The organism is Niveispirillum sp. CC-CTL257, assembly GCF_059489915.1.
The window spans coordinates 777,991-796,455 of record NZ_JCAJXE010000001.1; the positions used below are offsets into that span (position 1 = coordinate 777,991).

The 18,465-nt window shown below is 61.9% G+C and carries 15 protein-coding genes; 14 read left to right on the forward strand and 1 reads right to left on the reverse strand.

What is annotated here, in order from left to right; translation table 11 throughout:
- Positions 1–9 precede the first annotated feature (9 nt).
- The 4 genes from ABC729_RS03810 to ABC729_RS03825 all read left to right on the forward strand — a co-directional run bounded on the left by ABC729_RS03810 (position 10) and on the right by ABC729_RS03825 (position 6,974).
- A complete protein-coding gene (locus ABC729_RS03810) occupies positions 10–2,730 on the forward strand; it encodes a calcium-binding protein (protein ID WP_495606322.1) in 2,721 nt (906 codons plus the stop codon).
- A 274-nt stretch (positions 2,731–3,004) separates the two neighbouring features.
- Positions 3,005–4,498 carry a hypothetical protein gene (locus ABC729_RS03815; protein WP_495606323.1) on the forward strand — a complete coding sequence of 498 codons (1,494 nt, stop codon included), beginning with the start codon at positions 3,005–3,007 and terminating at the stop codon, positions 4,496–4,498.
- A 232-nt stretch (positions 4,499–4,730) separates the two neighbouring features.
- Entirely contained in the window at positions 4,731–6,320 is a 1,590-nt protein-coding gene (locus ABC729_RS03820; protein ID WP_495606324.1) for a calcium-binding protein, read from the forward strand.
- Between the two features lie 30 nt (positions 6,321–6,350).
- Entirely contained in the window at positions 6,351–6,974 is a 624-nt protein-coding gene (locus ABC729_RS03825; protein WP_495606325.1) for a hypothetical protein, read from the forward strand.
- Positions 6,975–6,980: 6 nt separating this feature from the next.
- Here the strand turns inward: ABC729_RS03825 and ABC729_RS03830 are convergent, their stop codons facing one another.
- The gene (locus tag ABC729_RS03830; protein WP_495606326.1) at positions 6,981–7,550 is read right to left on the reverse strand and encodes a hypothetical protein; all 570 of its coding nucleotides are present in this window, start codon (positions 7,548–7,550) and stop codon (positions 6,981–6,983) included.
- Between the two features lie 195 nt (positions 7,551–7,745).
- Between ABC729_RS03830 and ABC729_RS03835 the strand changes: the two genes are divergently transcribed.
- From ABC729_RS03835 to bamA, 10 genes are all read left to right on the forward strand, one after another.
- The gene (locus ABC729_RS03835; RefSeq protein WP_495606327.1) at positions 7,746–8,726 is read left to right on the forward strand and encodes a tetratricopeptide repeat protein; all 981 of its coding nucleotides are present in this window, start codon (positions 7,746–7,748) and stop codon (positions 8,724–8,726) included.
- Positions 8,727–8,979: 253 nt separating this feature from the next.
- Positions 8,980–9,753: a 30S ribosomal protein S2 gene (rpsB, locus tag ABC729_RS03840; protein ID WP_495606328.1), complete on the forward strand. Its 774-nt coding sequence runs from the start codon at positions 8,980–8,982 to the stop codon at positions 9,751–9,753.
- A 137-nt stretch (positions 9,754–9,890) separates the two neighbouring features.
- Positions 9,891–10,814, forward strand: coding sequence for a translation elongation factor Ts (gene tsf / locus ABC729_RS03845; RefSeq protein WP_495606329.1), 924 nt, complete (start codon positions 9,891–9,893; stop codon positions 10,812–10,814).
- A gap of 90 nt (positions 10,815–10,904) precedes the next feature.
- A complete protein-coding gene (pyrH, locus tag ABC729_RS03850) occupies positions 10,905–11,651 on the forward strand; it encodes a UMP kinase (protein ID WP_495608636.1) in 747 nt (248 codons plus the stop codon).
- 1 nt (position 11,652) lies between these two features.
- Positions 11,653–12,213 carry a ribosome recycling factor gene (gene frr / locus ABC729_RS03855; protein ID WP_495606330.1) on the forward strand — a complete coding sequence of 187 codons (561 nt, stop codon included), beginning with the start codon at positions 11,653–11,655 and terminating at the stop codon, positions 12,211–12,213.
- A gap of 36 nt (positions 12,214–12,249) precedes the next feature.
- The gene (locus ABC729_RS03860) at positions 12,250–12,990 is read left to right on the forward strand and encodes an isoprenyl transferase (protein WP_495606331.1); all 741 of its coding nucleotides are present in this window, start codon (positions 12,250–12,252) and stop codon (positions 12,988–12,990) included.
- 4 nt (positions 12,991–12,994) lie between these two features.
- On the forward strand, positions 12,995–13,753 hold the full coding sequence (locus ABC729_RS03865) for a phosphatidate cytidylyltransferase (RefSeq protein WP_495606332.1): 759 nt from the start codon (positions 12,995–12,997) through the stop codon (positions 13,751–13,753).
- On the forward strand, positions 13,735–14,931 hold the full coding sequence (locus ABC729_RS03870; protein ID WP_495606333.1) for a 1-deoxy-D-xylulose-5-phosphate reductoisomerase: 1,197 nt from the start codon (positions 13,735–13,737) through the stop codon (positions 14,929–14,931). Before ABC729_RS03865 ends, ABC729_RS03870 begins: the two co-directional genes overlap by 19 nt.
- A gap of 23 nt (positions 14,932–14,954) precedes the next feature.
- Positions 14,955–16,106: an RIP metalloprotease RseP gene (gene rseP, locus ABC729_RS03875; RefSeq protein WP_495606334.1), complete on the forward strand. Its 1,152-nt coding sequence runs from the start codon at positions 14,955–14,957 to the stop codon at positions 16,104–16,106.
- A 17-nt stretch (positions 16,107–16,123) separates the two neighbouring features.
- Positions 16,124–18,451, forward strand: a complete 2,328-nt coding sequence (gene bamA / locus ABC729_RS03880) for an outer membrane protein assembly factor BamA (protein WP_495606335.1) — start codon at positions 16,124–16,126, stop codon at positions 18,449–18,451.
- Positions 18,452–18,465 lie beyond the last annotated feature (14 nt).

Here is an 18,465-nt window from a genome sequence, read left to right on the forward strand (position 1 = left end):
AGCGTGACATTGGCCATCAACTTCTCCACCCGGGACAGTGGAACGCCGGGGCAGGCCCCCCTTTTGGTGCTCACGGGCAGTGCGACGGGCCAGTTGCGCATCACGATGGCTGCCAGCGTGCCGCAGGTGACCCTGGATGGGGTGGTGCAGACTGTGCCTGCTGGCCTAGTTTCCGGCTACGATGCATCGGCCCTGTCGGGTGTGACGCTGACGGCATTGGCTGACGGTGCGGCCTCGTACCTCAGCTTTGCGGCCGGTGACGGGACGGTGACCGGTGGTACCGGTGCCGACATTTTTCAGGCGGGACGGTCCCTTCCGGGCATCACCTATCTTGTCACCGATTTCGGTTACGATGACAGCGTGGCCTTCCCCTATCCCATCCGGCAGGTCAGCCAGAGCGGTGGCGGATACCGTATTTCAGATGGGGAGTTGCAGGTCGACAGGGTCAGCAGCAGCCTTACCCGTCTGTTCCTCGGCGCCGACAATATCAATGGCGCTGAATATACGATCAGCCTTCAGGGCGATTATGAACCCTATGCGTTCGCGGTTTCGGCGCAGACGGGCAGGTTGGTCTATCTACCGGGGAGCAGCCAGCAGGGCAGCGCCGACAACGATACCCTGACGGGGACCGGCAACCGGGACACGCTTATCGGAGCGGGCGGCAATGACACGCTGGTGGGGTTGCAGGGCGACGATCTGTTGCAGGGTGGGGCCGGCGACGATGTGCTGCGCCCCGGCGATCATGGCAATGACACCGTCGATGGCGGCACAGGGCTGGATACGCTGGAGCTGCTGGCCAGTGGCTTTGCGTTCACTGCCCGCACCGACGCCGAGGGTTTGCTGCAGGGTCTGGATGTTGAAGTGTTCGGCACCCCGAACCGCCTGATCACCACCACGGGGGTGGAGCGGTTTGTGATCGGTGATGCCGTCTACCGCTACGCCTACGCGACATCAGGGAACGACCGGATCGCGGGAGAGGCCGGGGCTTTCAACCGGCTATGGGCTGGTGCGGGGGCCGATTATCTGACGGGCGGCAATCTGGCCGACGACCTGCGCGGCGGTGACAGCGCGGACAGCCTTTATGGCGGCGGGGGTGATGACACGCTGACTGGTGGTCGGGGCAATGATCTGCTCAATGGCGGTGCCGGTGACGATCTGCTGCTGGTATCGCAGGCCGACGCCACGGCGGGCGTCACGATCGCCATTGACGCGCTGAATCTGCGCATAGGTGCGCAGGAGATGGATTGGCTCTACTCAATCGACCGGATCAGCGTCACCGGCAGCGCCTTTGACGATACCATCACGGGAAGCAGCCGGCGTGAAACCCTGTCGGGTGGGGCGGGCGACGACGTCATACGCGGCGGCGGCGGTAACGACGTCATTGCTGGTGGCGGCGGTCGCAACAGCCTGTGGGGCGGTGCCGGGAGCGACCGTTTCGAGGTGGGGGGTGCCGGCTCCACCCATCTGGTGATGGATTTCTCGGTTGGTGATCAGCTTTCGCTGCTGCGTGCCGACGGCGCAGGAACCCTGAATATAACATCTTATGCGGCGGGTGGCGGCGATGGGCTTGGCCTGGGTGCCGTGCGGTATCAGGATCTGGGCAATGGGCTGGTGCGGCTATATGTCGGCGCGGATGAGATCCCAGGCGCCGACTACAGTATTGAGATTGCCGGGTTGGGCAGTGGTGCCTTGCTGGCCCGAACCGACTATCAGAACCTGCATATCCTGGAACTGAACGGATATTCCTTCAACACCAGTACGGCCAATGCCGACTATTTCCAGGGCCCCAGCGTGATGCTGGGCGGCGGTGCCGGCAATGATCTGTTCAAAGGGGATGCCGGTGTGCAGGCGGTGGTGGTGGCGGCGCGTTTGGCGGATATTACCTTCCAAAACCAGGGCAGTGGCACGTTCCAACTGTTTGACAGCCGCCCAGCCGGCGGGGGCGTGGACACGCTGACGGGCGTTGAGTTGCTGATCTCCTCCGACCGCGTGATCCAACTCTCCAATCCGCAATTACTGTCCTCTATCGGTTCCACCCGGGTGGACGAGGCCTGGTACCTGTCCAATAATCCCGACATTGCCGAGGCAGTGGCGGCGGGCTGGGTCAGCAGTGGCACCCAACATTACGAGCGGTACGGCCAAGCCGAGGGACGTCAACCCAATTCCCTCTCGGACAACCGTGGTAACCCCTTCAGTGAATCCGCTTACCTAGCCGCCAACCCCGACATCCGGGAGGCAGTGTCGAAAGGCTGGTTCGACAGCGGCTATGATCATTACCTGGCCTATGGTCGGGCGGAGGGACGCACGGCTTATCCCAGCCAGTCCTTGCTGCGGACGGGGTTTGATGAGACGGCCTATCTGGCGGCCAATCCTGACATTGCCCAGGCGGTCGGGCGTGGTGAATTTGCCAACGGGTATGAGCACTACGCTCGCTTCGGCGCTGCGGAGGGGCGTAACCCCAATGCATTCTTCGATGCCACTTGGTACTTGGCCCGCAACCCCGACGTTGCCGCTGGTGTAGCCCAGGGCAAGGTGGCCAGCGCCATTGATCATTACATGCTGTACGGCTGGCGGGAGGGACGGGACCCGTCCGCCTATTTTGATACCAGCGCTTATCTGGATCGTAACGCCGATGTCGCGGCGGCGGGCATGAACCCGCTGCTGCATTTCCTGGGCTGGGGGCAGGCGGAGGGACGCGTTGTGTCCGCCGTCGATATCAACTGGATGTGATGATCAAGTATCGCGGCGGCCTTGTATTGCGCGTCCTGATGGCGGATTCGCGATTTTAATCAGTAGCTGGTACCTGCATGGTGACTGGCAGATGCAATCCTTTGCCGGACTGCTGAGTTCCGGAGCATGTCAGTTTAGAGATTTTTATTTGAAATATATGAAACTTTATTCTTCAAAAATATATGTTGCGATGCAGTTTTGAGGGAATTATTTTGTAGAGATAGGGGCGTTCATCACCTGGGGCAGGTGATTGCACGGGCGATGGTTGACCCAAATGAACCAGAATTCCAAATTCTTTTACAATCCCAATTTTGGGATAACTACCCTAGTGCCCACCACCCTTGGAACCAGCGGCGATGATTCCCTGCGTGGCGATGGTGATCGCCAAGTGTTTTTGGGAGGGCTTGGCAACGACACACTGGACGGCGGCGGTGGCGCCGACATCGCCAATTATGTCGTGACGTCACGTGATATTGGCGTCTTGGTGGTGATCGACGACACCGGCTTAACCAACGGCACCGAACGCGATGTTTTGATTGGGATCGAGCAGGTCAACGTCTACGGTGGCGCCGGTTCCGACGTTGTCAGAGGTTCGTTCCGTGACGAGGTCATCGTGGGAAACTCCGGTGATGACACTCTCGACGGCGGCACCGGTAACGATGTGCTGTCTGGTGGCGTTGGTGTTGATCTTCTGATCGGAGGTTCCGGTTACGACCAGTTTGTGATTGATCCGTTGGCTAATGGCGGTACTGACGTCATCTCTGATTTTGAGGCCGGGGATCGTCTGGTTTTTCAAGCTTTAGTGAATGGAGGCGAGCGCCAAGTTGCCATGCCCGTCAATCGCGTGAGCGTTGGTGATGGGAGTGGTCTTGCCATGGGTGAGATTCATGTGCAAGCCACCCAAGGGGGTGTCATCATCCGTGCTGGCATTGACGATCGCCCGGGTTATGACACATCCGTTATGTTGAAAGGCACCTTTGATCTGGGCCGTTTCTTTTCAGCGGGCCGCGGCGTTGGGTATGGTCTTGATCGGCCCGTCGATGGCGGTGCCGGTAATGATACAATACGTGGCACCCCCTACGATGACAGGGTGTCTGCTGGTGCAGGCCACGATAGTATTGTTGGTGTTTCCGGGGCCGATCAGATTGATGGCAGTTTGGGCATTGATGCGTATGCGCTCCAATACAGGCTGGACGAACTGGTCGTGCGGTATGTTGATGTCGATTATCCAGGCATGGCTGATTATGTCGCCATTACTCCTTATTTGAATGGTGAGGTGGAACCTTCGCAGATTTATAATGTAGAGCTGCTTTATCTTCGTGATCGCGTCATCTTGCTGACGCCGATGGAACAAGGCGGGTCTGTCGCACTTCCTTTAGGGTTCTCTGAGGCGGGATACCTCGCGGCAAATGCCGATGTGGCTGCAGCCGTTTCAGCTGGTAGATTGTCCAGCGGCTGGGCCCACTACCAAGCTTATGGAATTGCTGAAGCGCGCTCACCATCTGTGCTTTTCGATGTGGATTGGTACCTCTCACATAACCCAGACGTCGCCGCCGCAGTGGTGAGTGGCGGCACGACGGCACTGAGTCATTTTATGACTTACGGCTGGCGTGAGGGTCGGGATCCTTCGGGAGCCTTTGACGTGAGTGCTTATCTGGAACGGTACCCTGATGTGGCGGCAGCAGGTATTAATCCACTTGTCCATCTCCTCAGTTGGGGACTGACCGAAGGCCGTGTATTCACGGCTGTGGACAGCGGGTGGATATGATGGTTTGGCGGGAACAACGTCGGTGTTGTTCCCGCCAATCTTTAACGGTCGCGTCGTCGGGGGGGCAGCCGACGCCAAGTTTGTTCATTTTTTATAGACGAGTGGGACCTTGGCGGTCGGGCCGTAAATGATTTTCTTGTAAGCTTGCTATTCCGCCCACCGTTTCCTACGGTGCGCTCGCAGGGGTGCAATACCTGGGACGTGTTACCGTTCCGGGAACGGGTGGATTCGGATGAGCGTGTTAGCAGCGGCTGCGGCCGGTTCCGTCATCAATGGCGGCAACATCAACGACAACCTGAACGGCACCATTGGCAATGACACGATCGACGGCGGGGCCGGCGATGACATCATCAATGCTGATGCCGGGGACGACAGTGTCCTGGGCGGTGTCGGCATCGACGAGTTGCATGGCGGCCCGGGTGCCGATTTCCTGTCGGGCGGGACTGGCGATGATGTGCTGGAAGGCGGTGCGGGTGATGACACGCTGGATGGCGGCGATGGCGACGACATTCTGTATCACCGTATTCTGGCAACGACCACGGCAGCCCCGCCGGTGGTTATCGGCGATACGACGGTAACCAGCGACCAGGGAACCGATACCCTGCGCTCCATTGAGCGGGCCTGGATCGAGGGATCGACCTTTGGCGACCATGTCACCGGTTCCTGGCGCCAGGAAGTGATGTTTGGTGGCGATGGCGTGGATACGCTGATCGGCGGTGGCGGCAATGATACCCTGCTGGGTGGCAAGGGTGCTGACATCCTGACGGGTGGCAGCGGCGAGGATCTGTTCGAATTCCATGCCCAGGAATTCGACACGGTGGATACGATCACTGATTTCGCCATGGGCGATATGCTGACCTTCCTGACCTATCCGGCGGGCAGCCCCTATCTGGCTAACAAGACTATCACCACCGTCACGCAGGGCAATGGCACCGGTCTGCTGGATGGGCAGGTGCATGTGCAGGCCGTGGCGGGTGGCGTGCGCGTCTATGTGGGGCTGGACAGCAAGGCCGGGTTCGATGCCTCTGTCACCCTGACCGGCACCTACGATCTGTCGCGCTTCATCTCCACGGGATGGGGGGTGGGTTACCGCACCACCGATGTTCCGGCGGGCACAGCTGGCAACGACCTGCTGGTCGGTTCCGTCTATGGCGACACATTGCGCGGCGGGGCCGGCGATGACCGGTTGGTCGGCGGCGGTGGGCCGGACCTGCTGGATGGCGGCGCCGGTCTGGATGCTGTGGGGCTGAAGACGACGCTGGATCAACTCTATCTGGCGCGCATGGCCAATGGTTCCATCGCCATGGGTGTGAAGGCCTGGGGCGATCCGGTCGTCAGCGAACTGGCCAATGTCGAGTTTCTGTATCTGGCCGACCGCGTCCTGCTTCTGACGGTCATGGAACAATCGGTGTCCGCCAACCTGGCGCTGGGCTTCAGCGAACAGGGCTATCTCGCCGTCAATCCCGATGTGGCGGCGGCGGTGACGGCGGGCGTCTTCGCCAGCGGCTGGCAGCATTATCAGTATTACGGGCAGAAGGAAGGGCGCAGCACGACGGCCCTGTTCGATATCAACTGGTACCTGAAGCAGAACCCCGATGTTGCTGCCGTGGTCGCGACCGGCAAAATGACGGCGATGGATCACTTCATGACCTATGGCTGGCGCGAGGGACGCGACCCGTCGGCGGCCTTTGATGTCAGCGCCTATCTGGAACGCCATGCCGATATTGCCGCCGCCGGTATCAACCCGTTGGTCCATCTGGTCGGATGGGGGCTGGCGGAAGGGCGTGTCTTCACAGCAGCCGATAGTGGCTGGATCGGCTGACATCAAATTTGATCTTCAGGAGTTACGTTGATGACCAAGGCCATCTGGGATATTGAAACACCGCGTGGGCGGTTGCTGCCGGCTTTGTCGGCAGGGCTGGTGCCCGTGCTGGTTGCCCTGGTAGCCGTGGGTCTGCTGTTGGTCCGGCCCGCCTTGCGCGGGCTGGATCACGCGCAAGAGGTGCTGTCCGCCGCTACCGAACTGCGCTCCACCAGCCGCGCCCTGCAACGTGACGTGCTGTTGCTGATTTTTGACGAAGGCACGCGGGAGAAGACGAACGGACGGTTGGTAGCCCGCGTGCCGGAGTTCCGGGCCATGGCCAATCGACTGGGGGTCGCGCTTGATCCCGTGGACCCGGAGAAGGCCGTCCGTATCCGTGACACGCACAACGCCCTGGCCGACGGGGTCGAGGCTGTGGTGCGGTCGGTGCAGGCGCGGGAAGGGATCGACGCCAACTGGCGTGTTCAGCAGGACAAGGTTCTGGCCAATGAAATTCCGGCCGCCCGCACCAATGATCCGATCATCGCGCAGTACCAGACTTTCGTGACCGCCTCGCTGGGTGAGGTGCGGATAGCTTTCTGGATTTGCTTTGCGGTGGTTCTGGTGGCGCTGGGCTTCGGTGTGGCCTCGGCGGCGGTTGTCTTACGCCGATAACATTATTCAGGCGGGGTGATGCCCGCTCAGCAATTCCACGGCATTGGCCAGGACGCGCCCGTCATTGCGGGCATAAAGCGTCGTGGCCCGGCCATAAATGGCGCTGCCCGGTGTCAGGCGCAGCAAACGCGCCAGTTCCTCATTCGCGACCAGACGCAGGAAACCTGCCGGCTGACTGCGGAAGGAGACACCGCAGGCCGACAGGATGGCGCCGAAGGGGATGCGCCGCTGGCGTACCGCGAACAGGGCACCAGCGGGAAGGGCATCCAGGCGTATTTCGATCAGTCCCAATTCAGCCGGCGTGCCGCTATCGGCACCCGACAGCAGGACATGGCGACGCAACAGAGTGCCCGCTTCTTCCGTATGCAGCACGGATAAGCGCATCTGCTCGCCCCAGAACGCCTCAAGCGTCGCTGTCATACCATGATCATGCACCAGAAGCCGGCGCGGCACATCGGGCAGCCCGTCAGCCTCCAGCCAAAATGGCGGGGACAGGTCGCGGCCCGGCGAAAGCTGGCGTAGAAAACCCGTCAGCAGATCGGGCGAGGCATCGGTCGGTCGGGCTGTGAGGGTCATTCTTACGGTACTTGGGCCATGCCAGGAGCGCGGACTATGGTCAGCGCGGGGCGGACCATAGCTACCCGCCGGCCGATTGCCAAGGCATGGCGGACCTGCACCACCAAGGATCGCGATAATGGCACCCTAACGCCACCATTCCGCCACAGCGTGCCGCCAAAAGGTTAAGGAACCTTAACCCTTCTGGATAAGCCTATGCGCCTCTCCCTGTCCGCTGCCGCCCTGTTACTGCTCAGTCTGGCCGGCACCGCCAGCGCCCAGACCGTCCCGGCTGACTACGCCGCCCTGGTGGAACCGGTTGATCGCAAGGATGCTGCCGAAGCACCATTGAAGGCACTATTGGCCGCCAGTCCTGGTGATGCCGAGGCCGGTCGTGAACTGCTGCTGGTCTATCAGCGGTTCGGCGATACGGAGGCTGGCTTGCCCCTGGGTGCCAAGCTGGCGGTGGTCATGCCCGATGATCGACAGGTGCTGGAGGCGCGGATGGTGCTGGCGACGCATCGCATTAACGAAGCCTCGCTCTTCTCGAAAAAGTCAGCGGCCGCCGAACTTCTGAACCTCTGCGAGGGGGAATGGGCGCGTGACCCGCGCAGCGTTCCCGCCATCAAGTGCGTCGCACAATATCATCTTGTCGCCCCCTCCATTGCTGGTGGCGACAAGGCCAAGGCGGAGGAGGCGATCAAGGCCATGCAGCCGCTGGATGAAGGGCAATATCTGATGCTGCGTGCGACTCAGGCATTCAGCGATGATAATGAGGCGTCTGGAAAGGCATTGCTGAAGGATGCCGCATCGAAGTTGACCGACGTGTCTGAGGTGGCGAGCGTTGCAATCGGGCTGGCCCGGGCGGGCGAAAACGATGCAGCTTTCGCAGCGCTGGACAGGGCGGCGTCAATTGATCCCGCTGATCCGTTCACGCTTTATCAGCGGGGCCGAGCATCGGCGGTCACGGGTCGGCATCTGGAAAGTGGGCGCGACTCGCTGCTTCGCTTCCTGTCGGGTCCGGCCTGGATCAGCGGCACCAACTACCGCCCGGCGGCCCATTGGCGCTTGGGCATGATCTACCAGGCGATGGGCGATAGGGCGACGGCAGAAAAGGCCTATAAGCGCGCCTTGGAACTGGAACCCAAACATAAGGAAGCGCAGGCTGCGCTGAAGGCGTTGAAAAACGCCGGCTGAGTCGTGAAAGGTTCCGCCATGCGATGATGGCGGGGGAGGGCGTGCGCAAAACGCGGCTGGGTGGGGTTGCAATGCGGCGCTGCCTGCGCTATTCCACCGCCCGTCGTTAATCCCACACGTGGGCTTGCGGTGTGTTGGCTTTTACCCGGACGTTGGTTGTGCGGGGCGGGTCATCCCATCGATCCGGTGTTCGGCGGGCATAGTGCCCAATGGACATTGCTCACGGAGGCCAAACCGGAAAAGGAAGTTTTCCATGGCTATGCCGACCTTTACCATGCGCCAGCTCCTGGAAGCTGGCGTCCACTTCGGTCACCACACCCGTCGCTGGAACCCGAAGATGGCCACGTACCTCTTCGGCGCCCGCAATGGCGTGCATATCATCGACCTGGAACAGACCGTTCCGCTGCTGCACCGCGCCATGCAGGCCGTGCGTGACGTTGTTGCCGGCGGCGGCCGCGTCCTGTTCGTCGGCACCAAGCGCGCCGCGCAGGAGCAGGTGGCTGCTTCCGCCAAGCGTTGCGGCCAGTACTATGTGAACCATCGCTGGCTCGGCGGCATGCTGACCAACTGGAAGACCATCTCCCAGTCGATCCGTCGCCTGAAGGAAATGGACGAGGCGCTGGCCCACGGTGAAGGCTCCGGCCGCACCAAGAAGGAGCTGCTGAACATGACGCGCGACCGCGATAAGCTGGAGCGCGCGCTGGGCGGTATCCGTGACATGGGCGGCCTGCCCGACCTGCTGGTGATCATCGACACCAACAAGGAAAGCTTGGCCATTCAGGAAGCCAACAAGCTGGGTATTCCGGTGGTGGCCGTCCTGGACAGCAACAGCTCCCCCGACGGCATCACCTTCCCGGTGCCGGGTAACGACGACGCCCTGCGCGCCATCGAGACCTATTGCGAGCTGCTGAGCGGCGCCGTCCTGGACGGTCTGCAGGCTGAGATGTCGGCTGCCGGCATTGATGTCGGCGCCCAGGAAGTCGCCCCGGCCGAGGCTCTGCCGGCTGAAGAGGCCGTCGAGGCCTGAGTTTAAGGTGCGACGGCCGGGCCGCATCCGCTCCGGGTGCTGTCCGGCCGTTGTGCTGTCCGGGCTTGGCGCGAAACCGCCATGACCCTGTGCTAAAAGATATCCCGTCACACCCCGACGATTTGAGAGAGGCGAAAATGGCCGAGATCACCGCTGCCCTGGTGAAGGACCTCCGTGAGAAGTCCGGCGCCGGCATGATGGACTGCAAGAAGGCGCTGACCGAAGCGAATGGCGACGTGGAAGCCGCCATCGACTGGCTGCGCAAGAAGGGCCTCGCCGCCGCTGCCAAGAAGGCCGGTCGCGTTGCCGCCGAAGGTCTGGTCGGCGTTGCCGCCAATGGTCTGTCCGGCGCCGCTGTCGAGCTGAACGCTGAGACCGACTTCGTTGCCCGTAACGACGCCTTCCAGGCCGCCGTTGCCACCGTCACCAAGCTGGCGCTGGAAACCGACGGCACGCTGGAAAGCCTGCAGGCTGCTGCCTATCCGGGCACCGGTCGCACCGTTGCCGAAGAGCTGCCGAATCTGGTCGCCACCATCGGCGAGAATATGAACCTGCGCCGCGTCGCCAAGCTGTCGGTCACCGACGGCGTGGTGTCGTCCTATGTTCATTCCGCTCTGGTCCCAGGCCTGGGCAAGATCGGCGTGCTGGTCGCTCTGGAGTCGACCGGTGACAAGGCAGCACTTGCCGATCTGGGCAAGCAGATCGCGATGCATGTCGCCGCCGCCCGTCCGGAGGCCCTGGACATCGCCGACGTGTCGACCGCTAACCTGGAGCGCGAGCGCGCCGTTCTGGTCGAGCAGGCCCGTGCTTCCGGCAAGCCCGAGAACATCATCGAGAAGATGGTCGAAGGCCGCGTCCGCAAGTATTATGAAGAAGTGGTCCTGCTGGAGCAGCTGTACGTCATCGACGGCGAAACCAAGATCCGCAAGGTCGTGGAAAACGCCGCCAAGGCCGTCGGCGCCCCGGTTACCCTGACCGGCTTCGTCCGCTTCCAGCTGGGCGAAGGCATCGAGAAGGAACAGTCCGACTTCGCCGCCGAAGTGGCCAAGATGGCCGGCTGAGGCGGTCCGGGGCCGGACCTCGTGCCGGCTCTGGAGCGTTATTCTGTCGGGGCCGGCCCGCCGGCCCCGATATGATCTGTTGAAGACCGGATTTCCAACCGAGAGGACAAACCCGTGCCCGAAGCCCGTTACAAGCGCGTTCTTCTGAAGCTTTCAGGTGAAGCCCTTATGGGGGAGAGGGAGTACGGGATCGATCCCAACGTCGTCAGCCGCATGGCGACGGAGATCAAGTCCGTGATTGACATGGGGATCGAGGTCTGCGCCGTCATCGGTGGCGGCAATATCTTCCGCGGCATCTCCGGTGCTGCCTCCGGCATGGAGCGCGCGACCGCCGATTACATGGGCATGCTGGCCACCGTCATGAACGCGCTGGCTGTGCAGAACGCACTTGAAAAGGCTGGCGTAGAGACCCGCGTGCAGTCGGCCATCCCAATGGACAGCGTCTGCGAACCTTATATCCGCCGCAAGGCTGAGCGGCACATGGAAAAGGGCCGGGTGGTGATTTTCGCCGCCGGTACCGGCAACCCCTTCTTCACCACGGATACGGCCGCTGCACTCCGCGCTTCTGAGATGAGCTGCGATGCGATGCTGAAGGCCACCAAGGTGGATGGCGTCTATAGCGCCGATCCCAAGAAGGTGAAGGACGCCATCCGCTATGACCGCCTGACCTATCTGGACGTGTTGTCGCGCGACTTGGCTGTCATGGATGCTTCGGCGATTTCGCTTGCCCGCGAGAACAAGATTCCCATCCTTGTCTTCTCCATCCAGAAGGACGGCGGTTTCGCCGAAGTGATGGCCGGACAGGGTAAATTCACCATCATAACCGAAGAGGCATAAGGTGGCCGCTCCCGAACTGATCAAGGACATTGAGCGTCGCATGGCCGGCGCGCTTGAGCAGCTCCGCAAGGAATTCGCGGGCCTGCGCACCGGGCGCGCTTCCGCCAACCTGCTGGAGCCGGTGACGGTTGAGGCCTATGGCACCACCGTTCCGCTGAATCAGGTTGCCAACATCTCCGTGCCGGAGCCGCGCCTGATCTCGGTGCAGGTGTTCGACCGTTCCACGGTTAAATCGGTTGAGAAGGCCATCCGCGATGCCGGGCTGGGCCTTAACCCGCAGACCGAAGGATCGACCATTCGTGTGCCGATTCCCGAGCTGAACTCCGAGCGCCGTAAGGAGCTGTCCAAGGTTGCCGCCAAATATGCTGAGCAGACCCGGGTGGCTGTGCGCAATGTGCGCCGCGACGCCATGGATGCCCTGAAGAAGCTGCAGAAGGACGGTTCCCTGTCCGAGGACGAGCAGAAGACCTGGTCCGACAAGGTCCAGGGCGTGACCGACGCCCACATCAAGAAGGTTGATGAGGCGCTTGCGACCAAGGAAAAGGAAATCCTGCAGGTCTGATCGTTTCCCGGTACCCAAGGGTAAGGACCTGCTGCCATGCCGGGCCCCGACACATCCGTATTTCCGCCGCCGCCCACGCACATTGCCATCATCATGGATGGCAATGGACGCTGGGCGACGGCGCGGGGCCTGCCGCGCACGGCCGGGCATAAGAAGGGCGTGGACGCCGTCCGACAAGCGATCGAGGGCGCACGCGAGCTGGGCGTGCGCTACCTCACGCTCTACAGTTTCTCGACCGAGAACTGGAGCCGTCCGGAGGATGAGGTATCCACCTTGATGCAGCTGCTGCGCTTCTACCTGCGCGGTGAAATTGCCAAGCTGCATAAGAATGGCATCCGGCTGCGGGTCATCGGCGACCGTTCCCGCCTTTCCTCCGACATTCAGGCACTGATCAGCAATGCTGAAAGCCTGACGGTCGGTAATACCGACATGACCCTGGTGCTGGCCCTGTCCTATGGCGGCCGCCAGGAACTGGTCGATGCGGCCCGCAAGCTGGCGCAGGCGGTGGCGCGGGGGGAGATGACCCCCGACGACATCACGACCGACGCCTTCGCCCGTGAATTGTCCACGGGGGGCACCATTCCCGACCCCGATCTGATGATCCGCACCAGCGGCGAAAAGCGCATCAGCAACTTCCTGCTTTGGCAACTGGCCTATGCGGAGATGGTTTTTCTGGATACGCTCTGGCCGGATTTCACACGCCGCGATCTGGAAGCCGCCATCCAGGAGTTCCACCGGCGCGACCGGCGCTTCGGGGCCACGGCTGGAAGTCGTTGATACCGTGACCGACAGCCAACACCCCCCCAAACAGCCCCGGTCCAACTTCACGCAGCGCGTGATCTCCGCCCTTATTCTGGCCCCACCTGTATTGGGGGCTGTCTGGTATGGCGGGTTGCCGTTCCAAGTGCTGGTGCTGGTGCTGGCCGGGTTGTCGGCGTGGGAATATTTCCGCCTGGTCATGCCGGGTCGGCATCGACCGGGCCATTTCGCCTTCATGCCGTTCTATATCGGCTTGCCCTTCCTGGCCATGCTCTGGCTGCGGCTGGAAAGCGGTCCCTACGGCTTGGCCCTGTTCCTTTTCCTGATGCTTGCCATCTGGGCCACCGACATTGGTGCCTATGCCGCGGGCAAGAGCATCGGTGGTCCAAAACTGGCACCGCGCATCAGCCCCAAAAAGACCTGGGCTGGCCTGATCGGCGGCATGGTGGCGTCGGCCACCCTGGGCGGGCTGTTCGGGGCAGCGCAAAGCGGGGATTGGCTGCCGGGCTGGCTGGTGCCGCCGGCGGCGACCGATGTGCCGCACCATGTGCACGCCACCGCCGTCCTGGCCTATGCCGCCATTGGCGCCGTGCTGGCTGTGGCGGGGCAGGCGGGTGATCTGTTCGAGAGCTACATGAAGCGCCGGGTGGATGTGAAGGACAGTTCCAACCTGATCCCCGGTCATGGTGGTATTCTGGACCGGATCGACGGGCTGCTGTTCGCGGCACCGCTCTATGCGCTGTTCGAGATGACGGCGGGTGAATGGGTGCGATTTTGGTGAAGCCTGAGATGATGCGCCGCGTGACCGTGCTGGGTTGCACCGGATCGGTGGGCACCAACACGGTTGAGCTGCTGGCCGCCTATCCTGAACGGTTTCAGGTGGAGGCCCTGGTCGCCGGCCGCAACGTCGCCAAGCTGGCTGAACAGGCCCGACAGCTGCGCCCTGCGCTGGCGGTGGTGGCCGACGCGGGTGAGTATGCCGCACTGAAGGACGCGTTGGGCGGCACTGGTATTGAGCTGGCGGCGGGCCCCGCAGCAGTGGTGGAGGCGGCCAGCCGCCCTGCCGCCGACTGGGTGATGGCTGCCATCGTGGGGGCAGCCGGGCTGGCGCCGACCCTGGCTGCGGTACAGCGCGGTGCGACGGTGGCGCTGGCCAACAAGGAAGTGCTGGTCTGTGCTGGGGAACTGGTGATGGCGGAAGTGCGCCGCTGTGGCGCCACGCTGCTGCCGGTCGATAGCGAGCATAGCGCCATTTTTCAGGTCTTTGACGAGGCGCAGCGTGACCGCATCTCCCGCCTGATCCTGACCGCGTCCGGCGGACCCTTTCGCACCTGGACGCGGGAGGCCATGCAGGGCGTGACGCCGGCCCAGGCATGCGCGCATCCCAACTGGTCCATGGGTGCCAAGATCAGCGTCGACAGCGCCAGCATGATGAACAAGGGCCTGGAACTGATCGAGGCTCACCATTTGTTCGCCATGCCCGAGGACCGGATCGATGTACTGGTCCACCCGCAATCGGTGATCCATTCCCTGGTCGAATATGTCGATGGCTCGGTGCTGGCCCAGTTGGGGACGCCCGACATGCGCACGCCCATCGCCGTGGCGCTGGCCTGGCCGGACCGGGTGGCGACGCCGGGGGAGAGACTGGATCTGGTGAAGGCCGCCAGCCTGACCTTCGAGTCGCCCGATCCGGTGCGCTTTCCGGCCCTTGGACTGGCGCGGCATGCCTTGCAAAGCGGGGGGGCGGCCCCTACAATCCTGAATGCGGCGAATGAGGTGGCGGTTGCCGCCTTCCTGGCTGGAAGTCTGGGCTTTCTGGATATTCCGCGCGTCGTTGAGAAATGTCTGGCCACCCTGGCGCATGCCCGGTTGGGTGTGCTGGCGGATGTGGAAGCGGCGGATGCGGAAGCGCGTCGCCATGCCTTTGCCGAAATTGCGGTTTTATCTCACGCGAACTGAACGCGGCCCTTGGAGGCGCATTGATGGAAGTCCTGGGCTTCATCTGGAATTACGGGGTGATGTTCCTTGTCGTGCTGACCATTCTGGTCTTCGTGCACGAGATGGGGCATTTCCTGGTGGCACGCCGCAACGGTGTGCGGGTGGAGGTCTTCTCCATCGGCTTCGGACCGGAGATTTTCGGTCGCACCGACCGCCTGGGCACCCGCTGGAAGTTCAGCCTTATCCCGCTGGGCGGCTATGTGAAGATGTATGGCGATGCCGGTGCGGCCAGCACGCCCGGTGCCGGGCTTGACCGCATGACGCCGGCGCAGCGCGCCGTGTCTTTCCACCATAAGCGGGTGGGGCAGCGTATGGCCATCGTGGCGGCCGGGCCGGCGGCGAACTTTCTGTTCGCCATTCTGGCCTTGGCCTTCATGTTCATGGTCTATGGTCAGCCCTATACACCACCCGTGGTTCGCGAGATCCTGCCCGAGGGTGCAGCGGCCGAAGCTGGCATGAAACCGGGCGACCGCATTGTCTCCATGGATGGCCGTGACACGCCCCGGTTCGAGGATGTGCTGGGCGTTATCGTCATGAATCCGGGCCGCACTGTATCGATGGTGGTGGAACGGGTTGAGGCGGAAGGGGCGGAGCCAAAGCGCCTTGAGCTGACCGTGACGCCGCGCGCGGAGAAGATGGAAGACCGGTTCGGCAATATCCATACGATAGGCCGGCTGGGGGTGATGCGTGGTAATGACGAATATCGTCGCCAGACGCCCCTGACCGCCATCTGGGAGGCCGGCAAGGAAACGCTTCGATTGACGGAAGGCACCCTGGACGCTGTCTGGCAGATGGCGTTGGGCATGCGCAGCACGAATGAGCTGGGTGGGCCCATCCGTATCGCACAGATGTCGGGCCAGGTGGCGCAGACCGGCTTCGTGACCATGATCTGGTTCGTTGCTGTTCTGTCCATCAATCTGGGCCTGATCAACCTGTTCCCCATTCCGATGCTGGACGGGGGACATCTGCTGTATTACGCAGTGGAGGCCGTTCGCGGACGGCCGCTTGGCGAGAGGACTCAGGAATATGGTTTCCGGGTCGGTCTGGCTTTGGTATTGACCTTGATGGTTTTCGCGACCTGGAATGACTTGGTTCAGCTCCGCGTCGTCGATTTCGTCAAGGGTGTCCTGTCTTAGCCTTTTTGGGGGAACAGTTGGTCTCGGTTTCCAGGTTCGCGCTGTGCCTGCTGCTGGGCGGCACCGCAACATCCGTCATCGCGCTGTCGAACGGCGCCATGGCCCAGGAGGCGTTTGATGGTGGCATCATTCGCGAAATCCGCGTCGAGGGCTCGCAGCGCATCGAGGGCGCGACCGTGCGGTCGTACCTTACGGTGCAGCCGGGCGACAGCTTCGATCCTGAAAAGATCGACCAGTCGCTGAAGTCGCTGTTCGCGACCGGCCTGTTCGCGGACGTGTCGATCCGGCGCGAAGGCGGCGTGATGCTGGTGCAGGTGGTGGAAAACCCCATCATCAACCGCATCGCGTTTGAAGGGAACAAGCGCATCAAGACCGAGGATATCAATCCTGAGGTCCAACTGCGCCCGCGCACCGTCTATACTCGCACCCGCGTGCAGAATGACGTTGAGCGCATTCAGGAATTGTATCGCCGTAAGGGCCGCTTTGCCGCGCGTATCGAGCCGAAGATCGTTCAGCTTGAACAGAACCGCGTCGATCTGATCTTCGAAATCGAAGAAGGGCAGATGACTGGCGTGCAGGCCATCAACATCGTCAACAACAACGTCTTTGACGATGATGAACTGCGTGAGATCATGATCACCAAGGAATCGCGCTGGTGGCGGTTCCTGTCGTCCAATGACAATTACGATCCCGAGCGTCTGCGTTACGACCAGGAGCAGGTGCGCCGCTTCTATCTGCGAAATGGCTATGCCGACTTCAAGGTGCTGACCTCGGTTGCGGAACTGACGCCCGACCGCGAGGAATTCTTCATCACCATGACGGTGGATGAGGGCAAGCGCTACAAGTTCGGCAAGATAGAGATCCAGTCGGAAATTCCCGACATTGATGTTACGCCGCTGTATGACGCTATCAACGCCTATACCGGCGAATGGTACAATGGCGACAAGATCGAAGAGAGCATCACCGAGCTGACCAAGCGGCTGGGCGATCTGCAATATGCCTTCATCGAGATCGATCCCCTGCTGGAGCGCAATCAGGAAGACCAGACGATCAATCTGGTTTTCGAACTGAAGGAAAGCCCGCGCGTCTTTGTTGAGCGTGTCGATATCGTCGGCAATTACCGCACCCTGGACAAGGTGATCCGCCGTGAGATGCTGCTGATCGAAGGTGATCCGTTCAGTGTGTCGAAGCTGAAGCGGTCCGAACAGCGCATCAAGGATCTGGGCTTCTTCCTGGACCAGGGTGTGGAAGTGAAGACGGAGGAGGGCAGCAGCCGCGACCAGTCTGTCATCACCATCGAGGTGGAGGAACAGCCCACCGGTGAAATTCAGCTGGGTGCCGGCTATTCCTCTACTGACGGTGCGCTGCTGGACTTCTCGATCCGCGAGCGAAACCTGATGGGCAAGGGCCAGGATCTCCGCCTGTCGACCCTGCTGTCCTCGCGCAGCTTCGAGGTTGATCTGGGCTTTACTGAGCCATATTTCCTGGACCGCGATCTGGCGGCCGGCGTTGATCTGTTCCGCGTGGTTCGCGACAATCGCGATACCATTTCCTACGATCTGGAATCGACCGGTGTCGTGTTGCGGGCCGGCTATCCTTTGTCGGAAAAGCTGCGCCAGCGCCTCAGCTACTCGCTGGTCCAGAACAAGATCGACAATATCTATTTCGGCTCGTCCCTGTTCCTGCAGGACCAGCTGGGCACCACCATCACCTCGTCGGTGGAAAGCCAGCTGCTGTATGACGACCGTGACAGCAAGATCGAGCCGACCAGCGGCTATTACTTCCTCTGGTCCGTGGAATTCGCTGGTGTCGGCGGTGATACCCGTTATCTGCGTAACCGCGTCACGGCGGGCCAGTATTGGGAGCCGTTCGAGGAGGTGGTTCTGGGCCTGACGACCGAGGCGGGCTACATCTGGGGCATGGGTGAAGACCTGCGCATCAATGACCGCTTCTTCATTGGTGGCGACACGCTGCGCGGTTTCGAGATTGGCGGTATCGGTCCCCGCAACGTGCCCGATCCCAACAATCCGGAGAACAGTGATGCGCTGGGCGGCACGATCTTCAGCCGCGCCAGCCTGGAGCTGACCACAAAGCTGGGTCTGCCGGACGAGTTGGGCGTGAAGGCGCACGCCTTCTATGACGCTGGCACCTTGACGGCTGCGAAGGAAACGCCGGGTGCAGGCGACGTGTTCCGTGACAGCAACAAGGTTCGCATGTCGGCCGGTGTCGGCGTTTCGTGGAAGTCGCCGTTTGGTCCGATCCGCCTGGACTTGGCCTATCCGATCGCCAAGGAACCGTATGACCAGACCGAGACGCTGAAGTTCAGCTTCGGTACCCGGTTCTGATGGGGGACTGGGCA

Excerpts from the sequence above, each read along its gene's own strand:
- ABC729_RS03815 (WP_495606323.1), top strand. The coding sequence starts at position 3,005 with ATGAACCAGAATTCCAAATTCTTTTACAATCCCAATTTTGGGATAACT.
- ABC729_RS03820 (WP_495606324.1), top strand. The coding sequence starts at position 4,731 with ATGAGCGTGTTAGCAGCGGCTGCGGCCGGTTCCGTCATCAATGGCGGC.
- ABC729_RS03825 (WP_495606325.1), top strand. The coding sequence starts at position 6,351 with ATGACCAAGGCCATCTGGGATATTGAAACACCGCGTGGGCGGTTGCTG.
- ABC729_RS03830 (WP_495606326.1), bottom strand. The coding sequence starts at position 7,550 with ATGACCCTCACAGCCCGACCGACCGATGCCTCGCCCGATCTGCTGACG.
- ABC729_RS03835 (WP_495606327.1), top strand. The coding sequence starts at position 7,746 with ATGCGCCTCTCCCTGTCCGCTGCCGCCCTGTTACTGCTCAGTCTGGCC.
- rpsB (WP_495606328.1), top strand. The coding sequence starts at position 8,980 with ATGGCTATGCCGACCTTTACCATGCGCCAGCTCCTGGAAGCTGGCGTC.
- tsf (WP_495606329.1), top strand. The coding sequence starts at position 9,891 with ATGGCCGAGATCACCGCTGCCCTGGTGAAGGACCTCCGTGAGAAGTCC.
- ABC729_RS03860 (WP_495606331.1), top strand. The coding sequence starts at position 12,250 with ATGCCGGGCCCCGACACATCCGTATTTCCGCCGCCGCCCACGCACATT.
- ABC729_RS03870 (WP_495606333.1), top strand. The coding sequence starts at position 13,735 with ATGGGTGCGATTTTGGTGAAGCCTGAGATGATGCGCCGCGTGACCGTG.
- rseP (WP_495606334.1), top strand. The coding sequence starts at position 14,955 with ATGGAAGTCCTGGGCTTCATCTGGAATTACGGGGTGATGTTCCTTGTC.